The sequence below is a fragment of the Cohnella sp. WQ 127256 genome, assembly GCF_024519285.1.
In the GTDB taxonomy this organism is placed as follows: Bacteria; Bacillota; Bacilli; order Paenibacillales; family Paenibacillaceae; genus Cohnella.
On the sequence record NZ_JAMZCY010000004.1, the window covers coordinates 442,510 to 461,063 of the forward strand.

General features: G+C 46.1%; 18 protein-coding genes, 1 pseudogene and 1 other annotated feature. Of the genes and pseudogenes, 6 read left to right on the top strand and 13 right to left on the bottom strand.

Annotation, left to right across the window (positions count from 1 at the left end; genetic code table 11):
- The first annotated feature begins 86 nt into the window (after positions 1–86).
- Positions 87–1,517 carry a MocR-like pyridoxine biosynthesis transcription factor PdxR gene (gene pdxR / locus M1K58_RS13585; RefSeq protein ID WP_256759394.1) on the top strand — a complete coding sequence of 477 codons (1,431 nt, stop codon included), beginning with the start codon at positions 87–89 and terminating at the stop codon, positions 1,515–1,517.
- A 195-nt stretch (positions 1,518–1,712) separates the two neighbouring features.
- On the opposite strand, the gene M1K58_RS13590 is transcribed toward pdxR (M1K58_RS13585), so the two are convergent.
- Both M1K58_RS13590 and pdxR (M1K58_RS13595) read right to left on the bottom strand, forming a co-directional pair.
- Positions 1,713–2,840, bottom strand: a complete 1,128-nt coding sequence (locus tag M1K58_RS13590) for a glycerate kinase (protein ID WP_256759395.1) — start codon at positions 2,838–2,840, stop codon at positions 1,713–1,715.
- A gap of 32 nt (positions 2,841–2,872) precedes the next feature.
- On the bottom strand, positions 2,873–4,288 hold the full coding sequence (pdxR, locus tag M1K58_RS13595; protein ID WP_256759396.1) for a MocR-like pyridoxine biosynthesis transcription factor PdxR: 1,416 nt from the start codon (positions 4,286–4,288) through the stop codon (positions 2,873–2,875).
- Between the two features lie 103 nt (positions 4,289–4,391).
- Here pdxR (M1K58_RS13595) and M1K58_RS13600 point away from each other — a divergent pair, with 103 nt between their 5' ends.
- Positions 4,392–4,937 carry a pyridoxamine 5'-phosphate oxidase family protein gene (locus M1K58_RS13600; protein WP_256759397.1) on the top strand — a complete coding sequence of 182 codons (546 nt, stop codon included), beginning with the start codon at positions 4,392–4,394 and terminating at the stop codon, positions 4,935–4,937.
- On the opposite strand, the gene M1K58_RS13605 is transcribed toward M1K58_RS13600, so the two are convergent.
- Positions 4,925–5,980: an AraC family transcriptional regulator gene (locus tag M1K58_RS13605; protein WP_256759398.1), complete on the bottom strand. Its 1,056-nt coding sequence runs from the start codon at positions 5,978–5,980 to the stop codon at positions 4,925–4,927. The genes M1K58_RS13600 and M1K58_RS13605 overlap by 13 nt on opposite strands.
- A 170-nt stretch (positions 5,981–6,150) precedes the next feature.
- Here M1K58_RS13605 and M1K58_RS13610 point away from each other — a divergent pair, with 170 nt between their 5' ends.
- Positions 6,151–6,726 carry an NAD(P)H-dependent oxidoreductase gene (locus tag M1K58_RS13610; protein WP_256759399.1) on the top strand — a complete coding sequence of 192 codons (576 nt, stop codon included), beginning with the start codon at positions 6,151–6,153 and terminating at the stop codon, positions 6,724–6,726.
- Positions 6,727–6,861: 135 nt separating this feature from the next.
- Here M1K58_RS13610 and M1K58_RS13615 read toward each other — a convergent pair whose 3' ends face one another.
- Both M1K58_RS13615 and M1K58_RS13620 read right to left on the bottom strand, forming a co-directional pair.
- Positions 6,862–7,671: a GNAT family N-acetyltransferase gene (locus M1K58_RS13615; RefSeq protein WP_256759400.1), complete on the bottom strand. Its 810-nt coding sequence runs from the start codon at positions 7,669–7,671 to the stop codon at positions 6,862–6,864.
- 56 nt (positions 7,672–7,727) lie between these two features.
- Positions 7,728–7,965 (bottom strand) — a binding site (T-box leader).
- 89 nt (positions 7,966–8,054) lie between these two features.
- Positions 8,055–8,345, bottom strand: a pseudogene (locus tag M1K58_RS13620) (SDR family NAD(P)-dependent oxidoreductase); the annotation flags it as partial.
- 185 nt (positions 8,346–8,530) lie between these two features.
- Between M1K58_RS13620 and M1K58_RS13625 the strand changes: the two are divergent.
- Positions 8,531–9,193 carry a lysoplasmalogenase gene (locus tag M1K58_RS13625; RefSeq protein ID WP_256759401.1) on the top strand — a complete coding sequence of 221 codons (663 nt, stop codon included), beginning with the start codon at positions 8,531–8,533 and terminating at the stop codon, positions 9,191–9,193.
- Between the two features lie 63 nt (positions 9,194–9,256).
- Here the strand turns inward: M1K58_RS13625 and M1K58_RS13630 are convergent, their stop codons facing one another.
- The 4 genes from M1K58_RS13630 to M1K58_RS13645 all read right to left on the bottom strand — a co-directional run bounded on the left by M1K58_RS13630 (position 9,257) and on the right by M1K58_RS13645 (position 12,613).
- Positions 9,257–10,282 (bottom strand): peroxiredoxin family protein, encoded by a 1,026-nt coding sequence (locus M1K58_RS13630; RefSeq protein WP_256759402.1) that lies wholly within the window; start codon positions 10,280–10,282, stop codon positions 9,257–9,259.
- 64 nt (positions 10,283–10,346) lie between these two features.
- Positions 10,347–11,327, bottom strand: coding sequence for an aldo/keto reductase (locus tag M1K58_RS13635; RefSeq protein ID WP_256759403.1), 981 nt, complete (start codon positions 11,325–11,327; stop codon positions 10,347–10,349).
- A 116-nt stretch (positions 11,328–11,443) separates the two neighbouring features.
- Entirely contained in the window at positions 11,444–12,079 is a 636-nt protein-coding gene (locus tag M1K58_RS13640; RefSeq protein WP_256759404.1) for an NAD(P)-dependent oxidoreductase, read from the bottom strand.
- 96 nt (positions 12,080–12,175) lie between these two features.
- Positions 12,176–12,613 (bottom strand): Rrf2 family transcriptional regulator, encoded by a 438-nt coding sequence (locus tag M1K58_RS13645; protein WP_256759405.1) that lies wholly within the window; start codon positions 12,611–12,613, stop codon positions 12,176–12,178.
- A 136-nt stretch (positions 12,614–12,749) separates the two neighbouring features.
- On the opposite strand from M1K58_RS13645, the gene M1K58_RS13650 reads away from it, so the two are divergent.
- Positions 12,750–13,331, top strand: coding sequence for a Crp/Fnr family transcriptional regulator (locus M1K58_RS13650; protein WP_256759406.1), 582 nt, complete (start codon positions 12,750–12,752; stop codon positions 13,329–13,331).
- Between the two features lie 58 nt (positions 13,332–13,389).
- Positions 13,390–14,124 carry an SDR family oxidoreductase gene (locus M1K58_RS13655; protein WP_256759407.1) on the top strand — a complete coding sequence of 245 codons (735 nt, stop codon included), beginning with the start codon at positions 13,390–13,392 and terminating at the stop codon, positions 14,122–14,124.
- 34 nt (positions 14,125–14,158) lie between these two features.
- Here M1K58_RS13655 and M1K58_RS13660 read toward each other — a convergent pair whose 3' ends face one another.
- The 4 genes from M1K58_RS13660 to M1K58_RS13675 form a co-directional block, all read right to left on the bottom strand.
- Complete coding sequence (locus M1K58_RS13660) at positions 14,159–15,178, bottom strand: DUF2804 domain-containing protein (RefSeq protein WP_256759408.1); 1,020 nt, start codon at positions 15,176–15,178, stop codon at positions 14,159–14,161.
- Between the two features lie 18 nt (positions 15,179–15,196).
- Positions 15,197–16,033 carry a YitT family protein gene (locus tag M1K58_RS13665; RefSeq protein ID WP_256759409.1) on the bottom strand — a complete coding sequence of 279 codons (837 nt, stop codon included), beginning with the start codon at positions 16,031–16,033 and terminating at the stop codon, positions 15,197–15,199.
- Between the two features lie 186 nt (positions 16,034–16,219).
- The gene (locus M1K58_RS13670; protein ID WP_256759410.1) at positions 16,220–16,696 is read right to left on the bottom strand and encodes a MarR family winged helix-turn-helix transcriptional regulator; all 477 of its coding nucleotides are present in this window, start codon (positions 16,694–16,696) and stop codon (positions 16,220–16,222) included.
- A 39-nt stretch (positions 16,697–16,735) separates the two neighbouring features.
- Entirely contained in the window at positions 16,736–18,358 is a 1,623-nt protein-coding gene (locus M1K58_RS13675) for an MDR family MFS transporter (protein ID WP_256759411.1), read from the bottom strand.
- Positions 18,359–18,554 lie beyond the last annotated feature (196 nt).

Below are 18,554 nucleotides of genomic sequence, written 5' to 3' on the forward strand. Positions count from 1 at the left end.
TCCATAATTTACTATGATAAAGTGATTCGTAAAAGGATCACTAAATAGCAACTTTGACAGTACCACTTGTGCAAAGGATGGATGCAATGACATGGATAACGATTGATCGAGCTTCTGGAGACCCATTATTCCGGCAAATATATACCGGCTTCCGGACGAAAATATTACAGGGCGAGATGCGCGGTGGAGAGCCACTCCCCAGTACCCGCGAGCTTGCTTCCAACCTTCAGGTTTCTAGAAATGTAGTTGTAGAGGCCTATGAACAGTTATTAGCCGAGGGATATATTGAAGGTCGACATGGATCTGGAACTTATGTAGCAGAAGGGACCTACTTGGATTCCCATGATTATATGCCCTTGCCTAGCCTAGATTTATCGCAGCAATCCGCCATTAACGAGATTGAGGACTTGATTAATTTCCGACATGGCATTCCCGCCTTAGATTTCTTCCCACGACAGCTGTGGGGTCGTCTTGCCAAAAATCTGTGCATCGACGCTCCGAATGAGGCATTCGGATATGGTAAACCCGAAGGGAGCTTCGAGCTCAGGAGGGTCTTGGCCCGATATTTGCATCGGACAAGGGGTGTGATCTGTGAGCCCGATCAGTTGATTATTACAACAGGAGCAACTCAGGCGTTTTCCCTCATTTCCAAGCTGCTACTGTCAGATGAAGATGGCTCCAAAGTTATCATCGAAGATCCGATCACCCACGAGCTTCACCAGATTTTTTCCCAACCGGGAAGCACTCTTCATCCTGTTCCTGTCGACTGGAATGGGATGATGACCCATTTGCTTCCGACCGATATTAAACCAAACTTTATTTATGTAACACCTTCTCATCAATTCCCACTAGGTGGCGTTCTTCCTATACAGCGTCGTGTTCAGTTAATTCAGTACGCAGCAACGACTGGTAGCTACATTGTGGAGGATGATTATGATAGTGAATTCCGCTATGAAAGTGCTCCTATAAGCTCTTTGCAGGGCTTAGATCCAGATCACGTCATCTATATTGGAACGTTTAGTAAAATCTTGTCACCCGCATTACGGATGGGCTATATCATACTCCCGCGTTCTCTTGTACAGGTTGCCCGTAGTCTGAAATGGCTCACAGATTTGCATACCCCTTCGTTAGAGCAGCTTACTCTCGCGAGCTTTATTGAGGAAGGACATCTGGACCGCCATGTGTCGAAAATGAAGAAGCTATACCGCAAACGGCGTGATTTTTTGATGCGACTATTAACTCAAACCTTTGCTGACAATGTAACTATCCACGGGTATTCTACTGGGCTCCACCTCATCGCCGAATTTTCAAACGTTACTTTTACTCCCGCCTTGTTGGAGCATTTCGAGCAATACGGAGTACGAGTTTACCCCGTAAGCATTCACGCCATCTATAAGGATAATCATCATAATCGAGTGATTCTTGGATATGGGAATTTATCAGAAGAGAAATTGGCTGAGGGAATTCGGAGGTTGGAGTCTGCTTTACAGCCGCTTATTAGAGGACAAATGACGTAACACAGTTCGAGCATATTTCACAAGAATCGACCACCTTCCAACATCTTCTTTAATAATAGATAGGAACTGAAAAAAAAAACCATATGAAATTACAAATCAACTGAACATAAAAAAGGACCGTTCCCTTGCCACGAATGGCGTTGAACGGTCCTTCTCTATGTGCTTATAAGATTGATTAGCGCTAACCCATCATACCTAGAGCCTAACAATTCGCATCATTTGTTCAGCTGCCTCTTCTAATAATGACGCTGTTTGTTTCATGGCTTCTTCAAGTGTCATTGGTCGGTTAACGATACTTACAACCGCGGATACTCCATGCTCATATAAATTATCGATTCCTTTGCCGATGGAGCCAGCCAACACGATGACAGGCACGTTGTGTGCTCGGGCGACCCGGGCGACTCCAAATGGAGTTTTACCATGCACCGTCTGATAATCTACCTGACCTTCACCGGTAAAGACAAGATCCGCTTCCTTAACCGCCTCATCTAATCCGGTAACCCGAGTAACGATCGACACCCCCGACTCCAATACTCCGTTCAGGAAGGCAACAATCCCACCGGACAAGCCCCCTGCTGCGCCTGTTCCCGGGAGAAGATGAATAGCCACACCTCGCACACGTTCAATGACATCAGCGAAATGCTTCAAATTCTGGTCCAGCTGCTCTACCATTTCGGCAGATGCGCCCTTCTGTGGACCGAAAACCACTGATGCTCCATTCGGACCGATAAAAGGATTGTCTACATCGCATGCTACGGTGAAATGACTTTCCGCTATTCGTGGATCCAATCCGGTTATCCTGATGTCCACAACCTTTTCCAAGCATCCGCCGCCATAGCCAATCTGCTGCCCTTCCGCATCCAGTAATTCCACGCCCAGAGCCTGCAGCATACCTGCTCCACCATCGTTCGTAGCGCTACCGCCTACTGCCAGAATAAAGCTGCGGCAACCTTCGTCAAGAGCTGACTTGATCAATTGTCCGAACCCATAGGTCGTCGTCTTTAACGGATTTCGTTCCTGTTCACCAATGAGATATAGCCCCGAAGACATCGCCATTTCAATGACTGCCGTCCTCCCATCCCCCAGTATGCCAAAGCCGGAATCAATCTCACGTCCCAACGGATCTTGGACAACCGCGCTTACGAACCTTCCTTGGGTGCCATCAACCAGACAGGACATCGTTCCTTCTCCGCCATCCGCCATTGGAATAATCCGGGTCACGCTATTAGAATTGGCTCGTTTGACCCCTCGCTCTATCGCCAACCCGACTTCCTGAGCCGTTAGGCTTCCTTTAAATGAATCTGGTGCAATGACAATGTTCAACTTTGCCCGCCTCCCTCATTATGGAAACCACGTTATTCGCTAAACCAAGCTTTCTTTAGTCGCAAGACACCTTCTTCGACCTTCTTATCGTTCATTCCACCAAAACCAAGCATCACATAAGAGGAAGGGACATGCGATGGATTCATCCAATGATGGTTGGGCGAATACACCTTCACTCCATGCTGTAATGCGAGCTTGATCAGATCTCTGTTATCATGATTGCGAACATCGAGAAGCATATGCAAGCCAGCCTTCTGCCCAATGACCTCTACTCTATGCCCCATATGCTGTTGAATAGCTTTCAATAATGCTCTATGCCTCGTCTGGTACAGCTTTCTCATCTTGCGAATGTGTCGTTCGTAGTGCCCTTCTCTCATGAAGAGAAGCATTGCTTTCTGAAGAAGTGGCGACACGGACTGGCTATAAGGAGCTAATGCCTTCCGAAAGCTAATCGCCATCTGCTCCGGCAGCACAAGATAACTCATGCGCACAGCGGGTAGGAATGACTTGGAGAAAGTACCCAAGTAGATGACTCTGTCGCCGATATCCATCGCTTTCAGTGCTGGAATGGGCTGTCCCTGGTAACGAAACTCGCTATCGTAATCATCCTCAATAATAAGACCTTCTACTTCGTATGCCCACTGTAGCAGCTTGCTTCGCTTCTGTGCAGAGAGCACGCTCCCTAAGGGGAATTGATGCGATGGAGTCACATATACAGCTTTGACTGACTGCTGCCTAAGACTATTAACTTCTATTCCGTCCGTTTCAAGAGGGATCGGTTGGATGTCACGCCCGTGGTTGGCAAGAACCGTTCTAACTCCATCATAACCCGGTTCCTCCATCGCAACCCTCTGTGATAAGGGAAGTAATTGACAGAGTAAACTGATCGCTTGCTGCGTACCCGAGCAGAGAAACACTTGGCTAGACGAGCACACAACACCACGGGATTGGTATACATACTTCACCAATTGCTCCCGCAGCTCGCCGTTTCCTTGCGGATCACCATAGCCGAAAATCTCATAGGAGTCATGCTGCAGCGCGTCCACGAGACACTTTTTCCATATTTTCAGCGGAAAGCTGTCTAAATCCACATCCCCGTATTGAAAATCAAAGAGCGGCTGATTGTTTAAATCGGGATTTTGAAGCGGTTTAGTCTCCTTGTCACTCATCTGCATCGCAGCTGTAGTAAGCTCAATTCGCTCTATCGGTACAACATGCATCCCGCTTCGTGGCTTACTCTCTACATAACCCTCCGCGTGCAGCTGCTGATAAGCCGTTTCCACCGTATTCTTACTAAGCACTAGATGTGCGGAGAGCTGCCTGATAGAGGGCAACCGTTCGTTTTCCCTTAACGCTCCCGCTTCGATTTCTTGTCTTATATAGGTATATAGCTGTTTGTAGACTGGAATATCACTTTGTTTATCAATGATCGGTGACAACCCTATCATATCCGCTCCAACTGCCCCCTCTTATTCGGTGTAATCTGTCACTTTTAACAATGACAATTCCCTACTAAACTAAACTTACCACAATATAGAAGGAGCGAGATCATTGAACCCTATACGAATGTATAAGCTTGAATGTACGGATCTTATCAAAATCAATGGCTTTCTCGAACAGGCTAGAACCGGATTTCTAGGACTTTCAGCGATGGATAGTCCCTATGTCGTTCCGCTAAATTATACTTGGTGGAAGGGGTCAGTCTATTTTCATGGGGCAGCCGAAGGACGCAAGGTGACTATTCTCCAGAGTAACTCGCAGGCTTGCTTTACCGTATGCGAAGATCAAGGTACGATCACTAACATCATTCCGGCAAAAACGGATACAGCCTATATGAGTGTCATGGTATTCGGAGTCGTCGAGCTCGTCACCGACCTCGAAGAAGCCACTGGGGCGATGCAATCTATACTAAATAAATATGTGCCTGGTTACTACGATAATCCCCTTGCTAAGAGTCACGTCGAGAAATATGTATCCTCACTTGGAAGCAGAACCGCGGTATTCAAGCTTATCCCCTCCGAGGTCACCGCGAAGGAAAACGAGGCTCAAGAGGGAGCTAAGTTCTATCCTGGGAAAACCCAGCATCATGAGGGATAGTAGAGGCTACTAGGAGTGTCTTCCTCGATTTTGTCATTTTTCCGACGCTGACGATATTCTCCCGGGGTTATCCCCGTCCACTTTCGAAAAGCCTTCTGGAACGCACTCGGCTCTGAAAAATGCAAGAAATACGCGATATCCCCAATGCTATACTCCGGCCGGATGAGATACCAGAGCGCGAGCTCCTTGCGAACTTCATTCGCTAGGCGATTGTACGAGGTATTCTCCTGCTGGAGCTTGGCCTGCAAGGTTCTAACACTCATACGCATTTCTTTAGCAGCCTCCTGCAAAGTCGGAAACCGCCGTGCCATTCCGTCGATAATCCATCTGCTCAACTCGCCCGAAACAACAGAACCCTCGGTTAGCTTCGCTCTCACTTCCTCAGCAATCGCTTCGAACACTCCTAACAACCGCGCATCCGCGCTTAGAACCGGATAATCCAACACTGCTTTGCTCATTCGAATCGTATTGGAATCCTGCCCGAACATAGGGACCACACCAAATGCCGATACATACTCCTCAACCTCGATAGATTGACTATGTATAAATCGAATTTCTTTAACGGCGATAGGTCTGCACCCTAGCCCAAGCATCGTTTGGTAAAAAGAGGCTGTCATATCCTCCATGCAATGCCGATTCGCCGCTTGACTTGGATGAGTGAAAAACAGGCGAATAACAACATCATCCCCTTGAGCTTCAACATCCGCATTAAAACCACTACAAACGATTACATTGTATTTTTGGTAGGCTGCTAGTGCCTCTCCGATTGTCTTCGAATGCTGCATCACATAGCCTAAAACACCTAAATCAGAAACATTCATCTTCTGCCCTTGGTGCAAGCCAAAAGCGTCATCACCTGTAAATAGGGAAGCAGCCGTCACGATCCGTTCGAATTCGTCCTCCGCAATGCGCGCATCCGGATTCATTAGAAGACCTGTATCAATAGAAGCATAGCTGCAAAAAGCGTCCCAATCGAACCCCTTTAGTCTTATCGTTTTCATTACTGGAAATAGAAAAGACACAGATACGCCCTGACTTTTCACAAGAGTTACCTCCTTAGTTTGCACAAATGATCAATATATTCGCGCATTTCAACATTTGAATCATACCTTGCCGAAACTATCATAATTGTATACCCATCTTATCACGGTTAGATCGGAGAACACACCACATTCAAGCACCCTATTCGAGAGCAAAGGTGGAATAAATAAAGATGAATATTGCCGTCATCATCGGACATCCCTACCCGAAAAGCTATTGTAACGCGCTAGCTGAAGCCTACACACAAGGTGCCGCTACGAGCGGTGCGATTGTCCGTACCCTCGAACTCAGTCAACTCCAGTTCAACCCCAACTTGCAATACGGTTACCATAAGAGGACTGAGCTAGAGGACGATCTAATCGCTGCACAAGAGACTATTCGCTGGGCTGATCATCTGGTGTTCGTTTATCCCACTTGGTGGGCTACGATGCCTGCTATCTTGAAGGGCTTCATTGATCGGGTATTCCTACCGGGGTTTGCCTTCAAAGCGAAGCCAGATTCTCTCATGACCGAGAAGCTTCTGAAGGGAAAAACCGCACGTCTCATTGTAACTATGGATTCCCCTCCGTGGTATTACCGCTTAGTTCTTAGAAGGTCCGGTCATACTGTCATGAAGCGTGGCATCCTCCAGTTCTGCGGCATCAACCCCGTCCGTATTACTGAGATCGGCACGATGAAAATGAAGACTCCCGAGGCGCGGACAAAGTGGCTTCAGAAGGTTCAAGGGTTAGGCGCAAAATGGGCTTAAGTGTGGGTGCTTATCCGAGTACCGCTACAGTTCGACGCCACCTAACTACGTGGCTTGTTTTGCTAGTTTGGTGCTCTACAGTTCGGCGACACCTAACTCAAATCAAAGGCTGCCCCGTCCGGGGCAGCCTTCAACCTACTTAAATTTAACATCCGCAATTTTTCCGTTTTTTACGAAGCCAATGTTCTGATAAACCTTGTTAGAATGTGGATTTTTCAAATCCGCATACAGCATTGGCACTAAGTGTTCCTTCACTAACATTGTGCACAGCCCCGCTACAATTGCACTTGCATAGCCTTTCTTGCGCATAGAAGTCGGTGTATATACCGCGTTAATCCGAGCATAGCATGCTGAACGATGAGCAATGTTAGCCATGGAGACTGGACTGTTATCTACCATCCAGAGGAACAAGCTTCCCGATTTCACCATGCTCTCTGCTCCGGCAATCTGACTGACCGGATCAACAGGTTTGCCGTACGCCGCCTCTGAGAATCCTGCCATAAACTCTGCTACAATCTCGATGTGCTGCTCATTAGCTGGCTGTATCGTTCCTCCAATATCCACGGGTTGCTTAACCTCTGGACAATAATAAGATTCCATATCCATATGAGGAAGGTATCCTATACCTCTAGTCTCGAAATACACCTGTGTAAATAGCTCAATCGTCTGAGGCGCGCCGGTTATACCCAATAAGTCCATTCCGTCGAGACAATCTATCAGCTCATGTAACCGGATCCTTCGTTCATCTTCACTGACATCATTGGAAATCCAGAGCCAGGCATTATGTCCCTCAGATTGAGCAAATATCATCTTCCCATCAGGTGTCTTGAAGCGAGTAGAACTCTCTATCTCACAAATTCGATAGAGCAAATTGTACTGAACTTGATCAACCCGATCTAAGTTACAATCAACAGCTTGTTCGTCGACTTCAAACTTTTCCCACATACGATTCCCCCACCCCCACAATTGGCTTAACTGCAAAACGCAAAAAACTCCGCCCTGTGAGGGACGAAGTTGCTCCGTGTTACCACCCTGATTGATGTGCATAAGCACATCCTCTCTGCCATCATCTATTCATGATGCCCCATATTAACGGTTGGATTCCGGGTCTGCCTACTTTTTTCAATCGGAGACCTGCTCTGAGGTGATTTTTCGATCCTAGTCGCTGACTGCTTCTCACCAATCCGCAGCTCTCTGCACAGCTAACTTAGGTTTACTTGTCCTCGTCATCGCATTTACAATGTATCGTTTTTTACATTCTAAACCTGTAAATGGATAGGATCAAGGAATACTTCTTCGTGGGACTTTGCCGGAACCAAAGCCGTCTATTTCAAATTAGACAAACCTACATTGTTAAACAACACCGTTATCGTGTCGTACTGCTTAGCCGTATATTCAACCGCTTCTCTGATAGAGTCCTCTTGTGAAGCATCTAAGAATATACCACTCGCTTCTCCGCCTTGACTTCGAATCTGCTCTGCTGCTTCCTTAGCCCCATCTACATTGAAATCTGCGATCACCACTTTGGCACCTTCTTTAGCCAATAAAATGGCCGAAGACAGCCCAATACCCGAAGCTCCTCCAGTAACCAATGCAACCTTACCTTGTACCCGTCCCATGTGCTGTCCCCTTTGTGAATCGTGTCTGATGCCTTTCAATTAGCATCTCCTTGATCGGAGTAACCGATGCAATCGAAGGATCATCTCTTCACATTGAATTGCTTAGATAGACAGGTGTCACACAGGATTGTGCAGAAGGATGTAGAATACGTTGTAGATAAACTATTCGATGGGGGAACGTTTTTTTGAAAAAGATCGGATTACCCGTGTTAATTATCCTGATGAGCGTACTCTATATTTTCTTCATTCCCTCTGAGCCTTCAGGGGTTAAGATGCTGTTCAAGCTCATTCCTATGTGGCTCATCATTACTTATGCTTATTTGCAAATTCCAACAACGGATAGAAAGCGCCATCAGATTTTCATCCTCATTGGCTTATTTTTCTGTATGCTAGGCGATGGTCTCCTGAGTATGTTCATCATCGGACTTTCTGCATTTCTCATCGGGCATTTGTTCTATACAGCAAGCTTCCTGAGCAGATGGCGCTTCTCGAAAGCCCGCTTCGCTATCATCATCCCCCTTGCCCTATATGGCCTATATATGGGTCGAGAGCTTATTCAAGCGCTTGTCCGCGATGGCAAAGAAAATTTGATCATTCCCGTCATGATCTATTTAGTTGTCATATCCTTCATGGCCCTAACAGCCATGATGACCGGCCACCTGTGGGCGATTATCGGAAGCCTACTCTTCGTCGTATCCGATTCCATCTTATCCTGGAACATGTTCATTTCCGATGTTACCTATTCTGGTCCACTTATTATGACAACCTATTATGCCGCCCAATTCCTCTTGGCCTATAGTCTAAGGAAGCAATTACAGATCGCGCCCCCGACGTCGATTTCTGGCTAACAAGTTCAAAGATTCCGGAAAAGTCAGCGTATTTTATACTTGCTTCATCGTTAAAAAACCCTTCTAGCCAATGGCTAGAACGGCTTTTTTCATGCTCTCATAGCTAACGGCTCCCAGGTACTGACTGCGTATGACACCCTCTGAATCGAGGATGAAAGTAGTCGGATAAGCCGTTACCTTATATTGTTTAATAACAGAGCCTTGGTCATCTAATACGATCGGGAAGCTTAAGCTATGCTTCTCTGCATAGCTTCCGGCAAGCTGAATATTTCTCTCTAAGCTCGTTGAGTTAACAGATAGAACGACAACGCCCTCGTCCTTGAATTTCTGATAGAGCTTCTCCACATGGGGCATTTCTGTTTTGCATACTTTGCACCAAGTCGCCCAGAAATTAAGCAGCACTTTCTGCCCCCGGTAATCAGACAGCTGCACTGTATTGCCATCAATATCTGTTAGCTGAAAATTCGGAGCCACCTGATTGTTGCGAATCCCGACCTCAGACGAGCTAGCCGCTTGTTCACTTGTGCCCCTGCCGACCTGATCATACACAGCGGACGCGATCATCGACACGACGAGTGCAATGCCGAGTGCTTGCACCGCATATCGTCGTGATGGACTGAGCAATAGGATTAATATCGCGGCAGATAGCATAAGCGCCCAATAAGAGAGGCTTCCAGCAGAATCATACAGCACGATCTGGAGCAAGAAAAGGACGACCATCGCCGCTGAGCACATCGTTGCAATTATCGCTGCCGCTTGAGAATAGCCCAGTCTTCGGATTTGGCGAAATGCTAAGTAACCGATAACAACGACCGTAGCAAGCCAGATCCCTCTCGTCCCCCCGCTAAAGAAAAGCAAGGACATTGGGTGGTCAATCACACCTGCCGGATCGAATAGAAACAGGCTACCTTTCCACACAACCACCCACAGGAATACCGCATTCCAAGTGTCGGAGACGATCCTTTCCCGATCTGGGTGTAGCTTCAGTCGATACTTTACCGCTAATACACCAACCATACCGGCCAATATATAGATGAGCAGCTCAATATTCAATACAAACGTGCCAACCTGCAGGTTCGGCATCAACATCGTGCACCCTCCTCGCGAGCTACATGCCCCAGCTCTATCTCTTTAGCGACGGACATTCTATCGATTAAGACGGTAACCGATAAACCGCAAATGGCTCCCCGTTACGGAACGGAGCACTGACTTCGTCCAGCATACCCATAACTTCCGAATCGAGCTGGAGCTGTACACTCTTCAAGTTATCCTCTAGCTGCTCCGTACGAGTAGCACCTACGATAACCGTCGACACAGATGGTCTGTCCATTAACCATGCCAAAGAGAGTGCACTAGGTGTGCACCCTTGTTCCGTTGCAAGCTTGCTAACCTGCTGGCTCAGCATAAGGTTTCTATCGTCTAGGAACTTCCCGAAGTTAGGATCCGTGTTTGCTCTTGAGCCGGTAGGCTCCCTAACCTCCAAGCTATACTTCCCGCTCAGAATACCTCCTGCAAGCGGAAAATACGGAATAATGCCTACTCCCTGATCCAGACACATCGGGACAAGCTCATTCTCGGGGGTGCGGTCAGCAAGTGAATAGCTAGTCTGTGTGGACACATATCGGGTATATCCTCTAAGCTCACTAATCCCTAGCGCCTTCATCAGTTCCCAAGCCGCATAATTAGAAGCTCCGATATAACGGACTTTCCCCGAGCTCACCATATCATCCAGAGTCCTTAAGGTCTCTTCGAGCGGTGTGTTCGGATCAAATGCATGGATCTGGTACAAGTCAATGTATTCTGTATTCAGACGTCTTAGACTATCTTCTAGCTCCTGCTGCAAGTGAAGGCGAGAGGAGCCACGCTCGTTCGGCCCCTTGCCCTTCACTAATCCAGCTTTCGTAGCCAAGACCGCATTACGTCGTTTGTCTCCAGCCAGGGCTAAACCGATAATCCGCTCCGATTCAGTCCCTGCATAAATGTTCGCCGTATCAATGAAATTAATGCCTTGATCCATAGCGTGATGAATAATTCTAATGGACGTCTCTTGATCCGCCCGTTTGCCGAAAGCATTGGTGCCTAACCCTAAGGTCGATACTTCCAACCCACTATTTCCAAGACGATGATATCGCATGTTAACCTTCCTCTCCTCATTTGGATCAGCTCAGTGTCATATGCTTTCATTGTCCCAGAATCTTTTTACATACACAAGGTAAGATCCATGCCTAGACACTTCATTCCATTCCCAGCTTACTCAGATACAACAGTGAATCTGGAATTGATATGCTGTGGTTTCTCGATTTCGTCTACGATGGCTATCGCGTAATCAGCATAGCTTACGTGACTATCGCCTTTGGAATTGACGATGAGGTTATCTTTGCCTAACTCATAAGCTCCCGTCCGATTGCCTTCTGGATTGAAAAATGCTGCAGGGCTTACGAAGGTCCATTGGAGATCGGTCGTATTCCGTAATTCTTCAAGGTTCTTACCTTGGTTGGACGCAGTTGGTTTGTAGATGTCGGGAAATTCTGGCGTGTCAATTAGACGGACAGCTTGAGCTTCATCCACAAAGAGGCTACCCGCTCCACCCACTACGATTAACCGTGTGCTGGATGCACCCTTCAGAGCTTCAATAAGCACTCTTCCCGCTTCAACGTGAAGATGCTCCTGTCCAGGTGCTGCGCCGAATGCATTCACGACAGCATCATAAGCGGCTAAGTCCTGCGCGGTCAAATCAAATATTTCCTTCTCAACTACCGCTACGTTCGATTCGTTGATCTTCGCTGCATTACGTACGATAGCTGTGACTTCATGTCCTCTTGTTATGGCTTCCTTAAGGATAACAGACCCTGCTTTGCCACTAGCTCCGATAATTGCGATTTTCATGATTAACAACCTCCATAGGGATAATAGTTACGAAAGGAATTTCAATTTGTTGTAATCGTAATGGTTACAACTCACATAAAAAAAAGCAGCAGCACATCAAGCCTTCGTTTTTATCTGCTTAGATAAAACCGAGACCAACTCCTCCATTGTTATGTCTGCAAGGACACTCTCCATCGCTTCTTGTGCTCGAGAAAGTAGCAATTGCAGGACAGCTTCGATGTTCGCACCAACCGGACACTGTGGATTAGGCTCCCCATGAATATGGAATAGCTGACCCTCTTCCACGACATCAACTGCGCGATACACATCTAACAAATGGATTTCATCCAATCCTTTAAGCAAGAACGCTCCGCCGCTTCCGGCACGAACTGTCACTAAGCCAGCTTTCTTAAGCTGCCCTAGCACTCTTCTAATGATTACAGGATTCGTACCGACACTGCCGGCAATCCAATCCGAAGTGCCGTGAGCACTTGGCGAAATAGCAAGCAACGACAATATGTGTACGGCTATGGAAAAACGGCTGCTGATTTTCATATGGCGTAACATCCTCTCGTTGTAATTATTATAGTTACAACGGAAGCTGAAGTCAAGACAGGGGGAGTTAAAGGAATGAATTGTATTTTAGCGAATGTACTTATAATCACTTTTCTAGCAAAGGAACAAACTCAATATGGATCAATTATGGGAATCCATCTATGCGAGGTTACAGAGGGTGACCCCTATTCCTGATGAGGAGTGGGCATTCTTCAAAGGAATATCCGCCTATCGAGCAATGACTAAAAACAGTCATTTTATTAGGGCCGGAGAACCTGTAGACTCCATTGGAATATGCGTAAGCGGGTTATTCCGCTTTTATTATACGACTCCTGACGGGAATGAATTCAATAAGAGCTTCTGCACAAAGCATGACTTCATCGCTTCCTATAGCTCTCTATTGCTAAGCAGTCCCTCCTTTTTCTCCATTCAAGCGTTAATGGACAGTGAGTTGATCGTCTTCCGGTATACGGATTTTCAATCACTATATTCCAGGCATGCATGTTGGGAGCGGTTAGGGAGACTATTTATTGAACAGTTGTTCGTGAAGAAGGAAATCCGAGAGCGTGAACTGCTTCTTCTTTCTGCAGAGGAAAGATACTTGCGATTCCTTGAACAATACGAGCATTTGATGAGAAATATCCCCCAGTATCATATCGCCTCTTATCTGGGAATTACTCCCGTAGCCTTAAGCCGCATTCGCAAAAAATTAACCTAGGTTAATGAAAACCTCCCCTCACTGCTCTACACTAAGTAGACGAAAGGGGAGATTTAGTGTGAAACTGTCCGGTCATACTGTTCTTATTACAGGCGGTGCTTCAGGAATTGGATTAGCGCTAGCAGAGCGATTCATACACTATGGCAATCAAGTCGTCATTGTCGGGCGGAACGAGAATAAATTGCATGCGTTAAAATTACAATATCCGAGCATCCAGACTTACGCATGTGATATCGGGAACTCGGAGCAATTGAACTTACTGGTCACACAGCTGTATGACAACCACCCCGAGCTCAACGTCCTCATTAACAACGCAGGAATCCAACATAATTATACCTTTCTCGAACCAGCCAATCGTTCAGATCTGGTTGCAGAGGAAATGACCATCAATTTAACAGCGCCCATTCAGCTCATCTCAAAGCTACTTCCCTTACTTTACCGCCAACAGCATAGCGCAATCGTTAACGTTTCTTCCGGTTTAGCTCTTGTCCCTAAGAAATCTGCTCCCGTGTACTGTGCGACTAAAGCCGGACTGCACATTTTCACTAAAGCCCTACGCTACCAGCTAGAGAACACGAATATCAAAGTATTTGAAATCCTTCCACCCGTCGTCGATACCGAGATGACGACAGGGAGAGGGCAAAACAAAATTACTGCGGATGAGCTTGCTACTCAGTTCTTTCGTTATTTTCAGAAGGATCGGTTCGAAGCTCCGATCGGCAAGGTCAAGCTACTTATCTCTATAAACCGTTGGTTCCCCTCTCTTGCGGAGAAAATATTAAAGGACAGTTAACTGCGCCCATTCCGATTCTCTATTCCATTTCCCTTTACCAGCTCGCAGTATGATCCTCCGCCCACCCGAGCAGGCCATCAATTCTAACTCGTTGTCCATCGTCCGTTAGAATATGACCATGGAATTTGCCGATCATCTGGTGCACCTTGGACCGGATAATGACCGCATTCGTTGCCGCTATTCTCTCGAATATAGGCTCGAAGGTCAGGGATACCCGGTCCGACTCGGCTGATCGCAAAGTCCATGGTTCCATGTATCTCTCTTTATTGTAGGACCATCGGATATCCTCATGGATTTTGCTAAGCCGTCCATCGACGACGATTCCATTCTCGTTCTGCCCGGTCCCATCCGTCCATTGACCACCGAAATTGAGGCCAACCATTTTACCGTCTGTCACTCCTGAAGCGGCGCCCCAGTTCCAATCCGCCCGATAAGGCCATTTCCCGCGACCGAAATCTAGACAACCATAAGCTTCCTCGCTCCGCAGAGAATAAACCTCTCCAGCCCAATTCACCGTCCCCGTTGTCGGCAGTGCGGTCATCTTGGATGTAAATTGATAGCGGGTGTTGCTCCAAGGCACGACAACATTAACCGATTCGTGCCCCTCCGGACGTTGGACGAGCAAATCTGCAGAAAGTGGCTTTCCTTTACCTTCGAATGCTGGACAATGCACTCTAATCTGGGTGGAGTCGCCTTTTTCCTCCATAGAAATCGACATTTGCTTTTCTTCGCACTTGAGTGACGCATATACCCCATCAGGCATATCACAACCCATTCCGAAAGGAATAAGCATCGTTTTCTCTTGAAAACGTTTCGTACGCAGATCAAGCGCATACACGAACAATACGGCTGCGTAATCCAGATGAGAGATCGTAGCGGAGAATAACAAATCAGGACTCGTCACGCACCAATAGTTCCATTTCTTCTTACGCAGTGGACTACCTGTGACATTACAACGTATAATCGGATGCTTAGCCCAACCTACACCATCCGGAGATAATCGACCTCTCGAATCACACATATCCGTCGGCACAGTGATTTCTCTTGCCTTCATTCCAGTTCCCCCCGCCAGTTACTTCGCTAAATCAACGAAGCCCTCTCCGAAAACATCGCGTACGTCGTGGATCGTAATGAATGCTTCTTTATCGATTGATTTGACGATTTTCTTAAGCATACTCACTTCCTGCTTACTAATTACGATATAGAGAATCTCTTTAGGCGAATTCGTATAATGACCACGCCCATAAATAACGGTAACCCCTCGCTCCATCAAGACATTCACTTGCTCCGCAATTTTGTTCTGCTCTTTGGACACGATGGTAACAGCCTTCTTGGTATTTAGACCCTCAATAATGAAGTCCATCACTTTAGTCGCAATATAGAGCATCACAATCGTAAGCATCATGCTTTGCATACCAATAATAAAGTAAGAAGCGAATACAACAATCAAATCAACTAACAAAAGAGCATAACTTACATTCCAATCCCAAAATTTGCTCATCATTCTAGCGACTATGGTAGACCCTGCAGTTGTACCGCCAACTCGGATAATCATCCCTATGCCAACACCACTGAATATCCCACCGAATATAGCGTTGACCATTAACTCATCCGAATCAATCGTCCAACCCTCAGTTATATATAAAAATAGGGAGAGAAATATGACAGCTACAATCGTATAAACTGTTGTTGTCTTATCCAGAAACCTGTATCCTACCAGCAATAAGATGGCGTTAAGGATAAAGCTAAGTAACCCTGGAGACCACTCAAAAAGGTAATAAAAAATAATGGTCGCCCCAGTAACGCCACCTTCTCCAAGCTCGTTCGGAATAACAAACAGGTTAATCGCTAAAGCAAAAATAAGAGCTCCAGCAATGATCACAAGGATGTCTACAATACGCTTCTTCATGGTCCTACCCTCTTTTACGGTTAATACAGCTAATATCCTGAATTCTAAATTCATCTTAATTCGACAGAAGTCTGATGTCCAGTAGCTTTAGCGATTAACCTACGACAAGCCAGATAGCTGTATAGACCAATAGCCTCTTACACCGATTACTCGGTGCAGAGGCTATTATTCACTTCCCGTATGAGATTATTTATCTCCAATCATGCTGATCTCTTGAAAATAACTAAAAACCTGATTGAGCAAGCTTGCAAGCTCCTTGCTTTGCTCCTCACCTAGCTTTTCGACGAGGCCGGAGAACATCATCATGTGTCGTTCAGAAGCTTTCTGAGCAATACCTTCTCCCTTATCCGTTAGCCGCAATAGCGTAATCCTCTTATCCTGAGGATCATTGTAGCGCTCAACATAGCCCTCACCCATTAAGCTCTTGATCATTTGAGTCACAGTCGGAGAGGTTACGGATAGTCTCTTGCTTATATCTGAAATATTAACACCATGCTCACTTGCCTCTGATAAGAACTTCAAGCATAGTAGGACTCGAACTTCACTCGATTTAATTCCTGAGATAGGCTGCTTACGCCATTCTGCTTTAGCAAACTGTTGAAAAGCTTCTGTCAACTCCATCACTAAAGGTGGTATCTCTAAAGGGGGTATTTCTTTAGTCATATCCTCACACCTCGATTTCAAATCAGCAAAAGCCAAAGGTTAATGTACTGTAGACTTTTCTAGTTTAACAGTATTTTGTTCTTCTGGCTCTGCTGACTTCTTGTCACTGGCTGAGCGTAACGGAATTTCCTTCAAGAAGAAGGTGAGTACCAATCCTACAGCGACTAAAATTGCACCAAGGATGAAGACAGACGATAAAGTATCACTTAATACAGAACGCAGCATATCAAGCATTTGAGTAAACAAAGGCTGTGCTTGTTCCGGCAGCTTCGCATGCATTTGTTCCAGCATAGGCTGATTCATCAGTGATCTAGGATCCATTAGTGTGGCTAATTGTGTAGCGACTTCTGGATCGGCTTTGGATAAGTCTACGCCTGATCCAGAGCTCATTGCGTCTTTCAAATTCCGTGTCATTGACGAGTTCATAACCGAACCAAATATCGCGATCCCTATCGTTCCTCCAAGGTTCCGGAACAGAGTTGCAGTTGCAGTTGCCACACCAAGCTGAGCAGGAGGCAAAGCATTTTGTACAGTCAAGGTAAATACGGACATACTAAGCCCAAGTCCGATACCAAACACAGTCATGCTCGCAACAGCCATCGCTACACTATTCATAACGGACATCATAACCATGCTGACAATCATGATGGCTACACCAATGAGTGCGTAGCGCTTGTATTTCCCTGACTTGGAAATCCAACGGCCTACTAGCGTACTCAGAACGATCATCGTAATCGACATCGGGATATTAACAAATCCTGATTGTGTTGGCGTTAAGCCCTCCACACCTTGTACGAAGAAGGGCAAATAAATCATTGCGCCCATCATCCCCGCGTTCATCAGAAAACCAACAGAATTGGAAATCGTAACGATACTGTTCTTAAATAAGGAAAGTGGCAATACGGGACTTTTAGCTTTTCTTTCGATAAAGATCAAAATAATAATTCCAACTACAGTAGCCGCAAAGAGACTCAATATTTCTGCTGAATCCCAAGCATATTTATTTCCAGCCCACGAGAAGCCTAACAGTAGAGTGACGATAGAGGCCGATAGAACGATAGAGCCCCAGTAATCGATCGACTCTGTGGAAGAGCGTGCCGTCTTCGGGAACATCCGCCAGATCATCACGAAAGCGACGATACCAAGCGGAAGGAAGGACCAGAATAACCATTTCCATGCCATGTGGTCAATCATAACGCCACCTAATGTGGGTCCGAGGATACTAGAGAATCCAAAAATCGCCATCATAATACCCGTCCATTTGGCTCTTTCTCGCGGTTCGAACAAATCACCAACGGCAGTAACCGTCGTTGACATGAGAACACCGGCTCCAACACCTTGGATCGCGCGGAAAATAATCATTTGGTAGATGTCTGTCGACAAGCCTGTTAAAAAGGAACCTATCATAAACACGACGATCCCACTGAGCAAGAACGGCTTCCGACCGTAAATGTCAGATAATTTCCCTACGAGCACGGTAGAAATCGTTGAACAAAGCATGAAAATAGTGATGACCCAGGAGTAATATTCCATGCCGCCAAGCATAGCAATAATCCGAGGCATCGCCGTGCTTACGAGCGTCTGGTTAATCGCTGCGAAGAACATTGCAGCCATAAGAGCAATCATAACTGTTACCTTTTGTTTCTGTGTTAAATGATTCATTAAACCACCCACGTTTCTAATAATAATTTTGTCATTAGAGTATTAAACCACATAATAGGTAGGTTGGCAACCTATCTATATCTGGGTGATGTAATTTATGCAGAAATCTGATATTCGTGATTAATGTCATTTTCCATTTATAAAACGCTTACTTTTTTCCGACATAATATATTGGAGGATAAATCTGTATATTAGA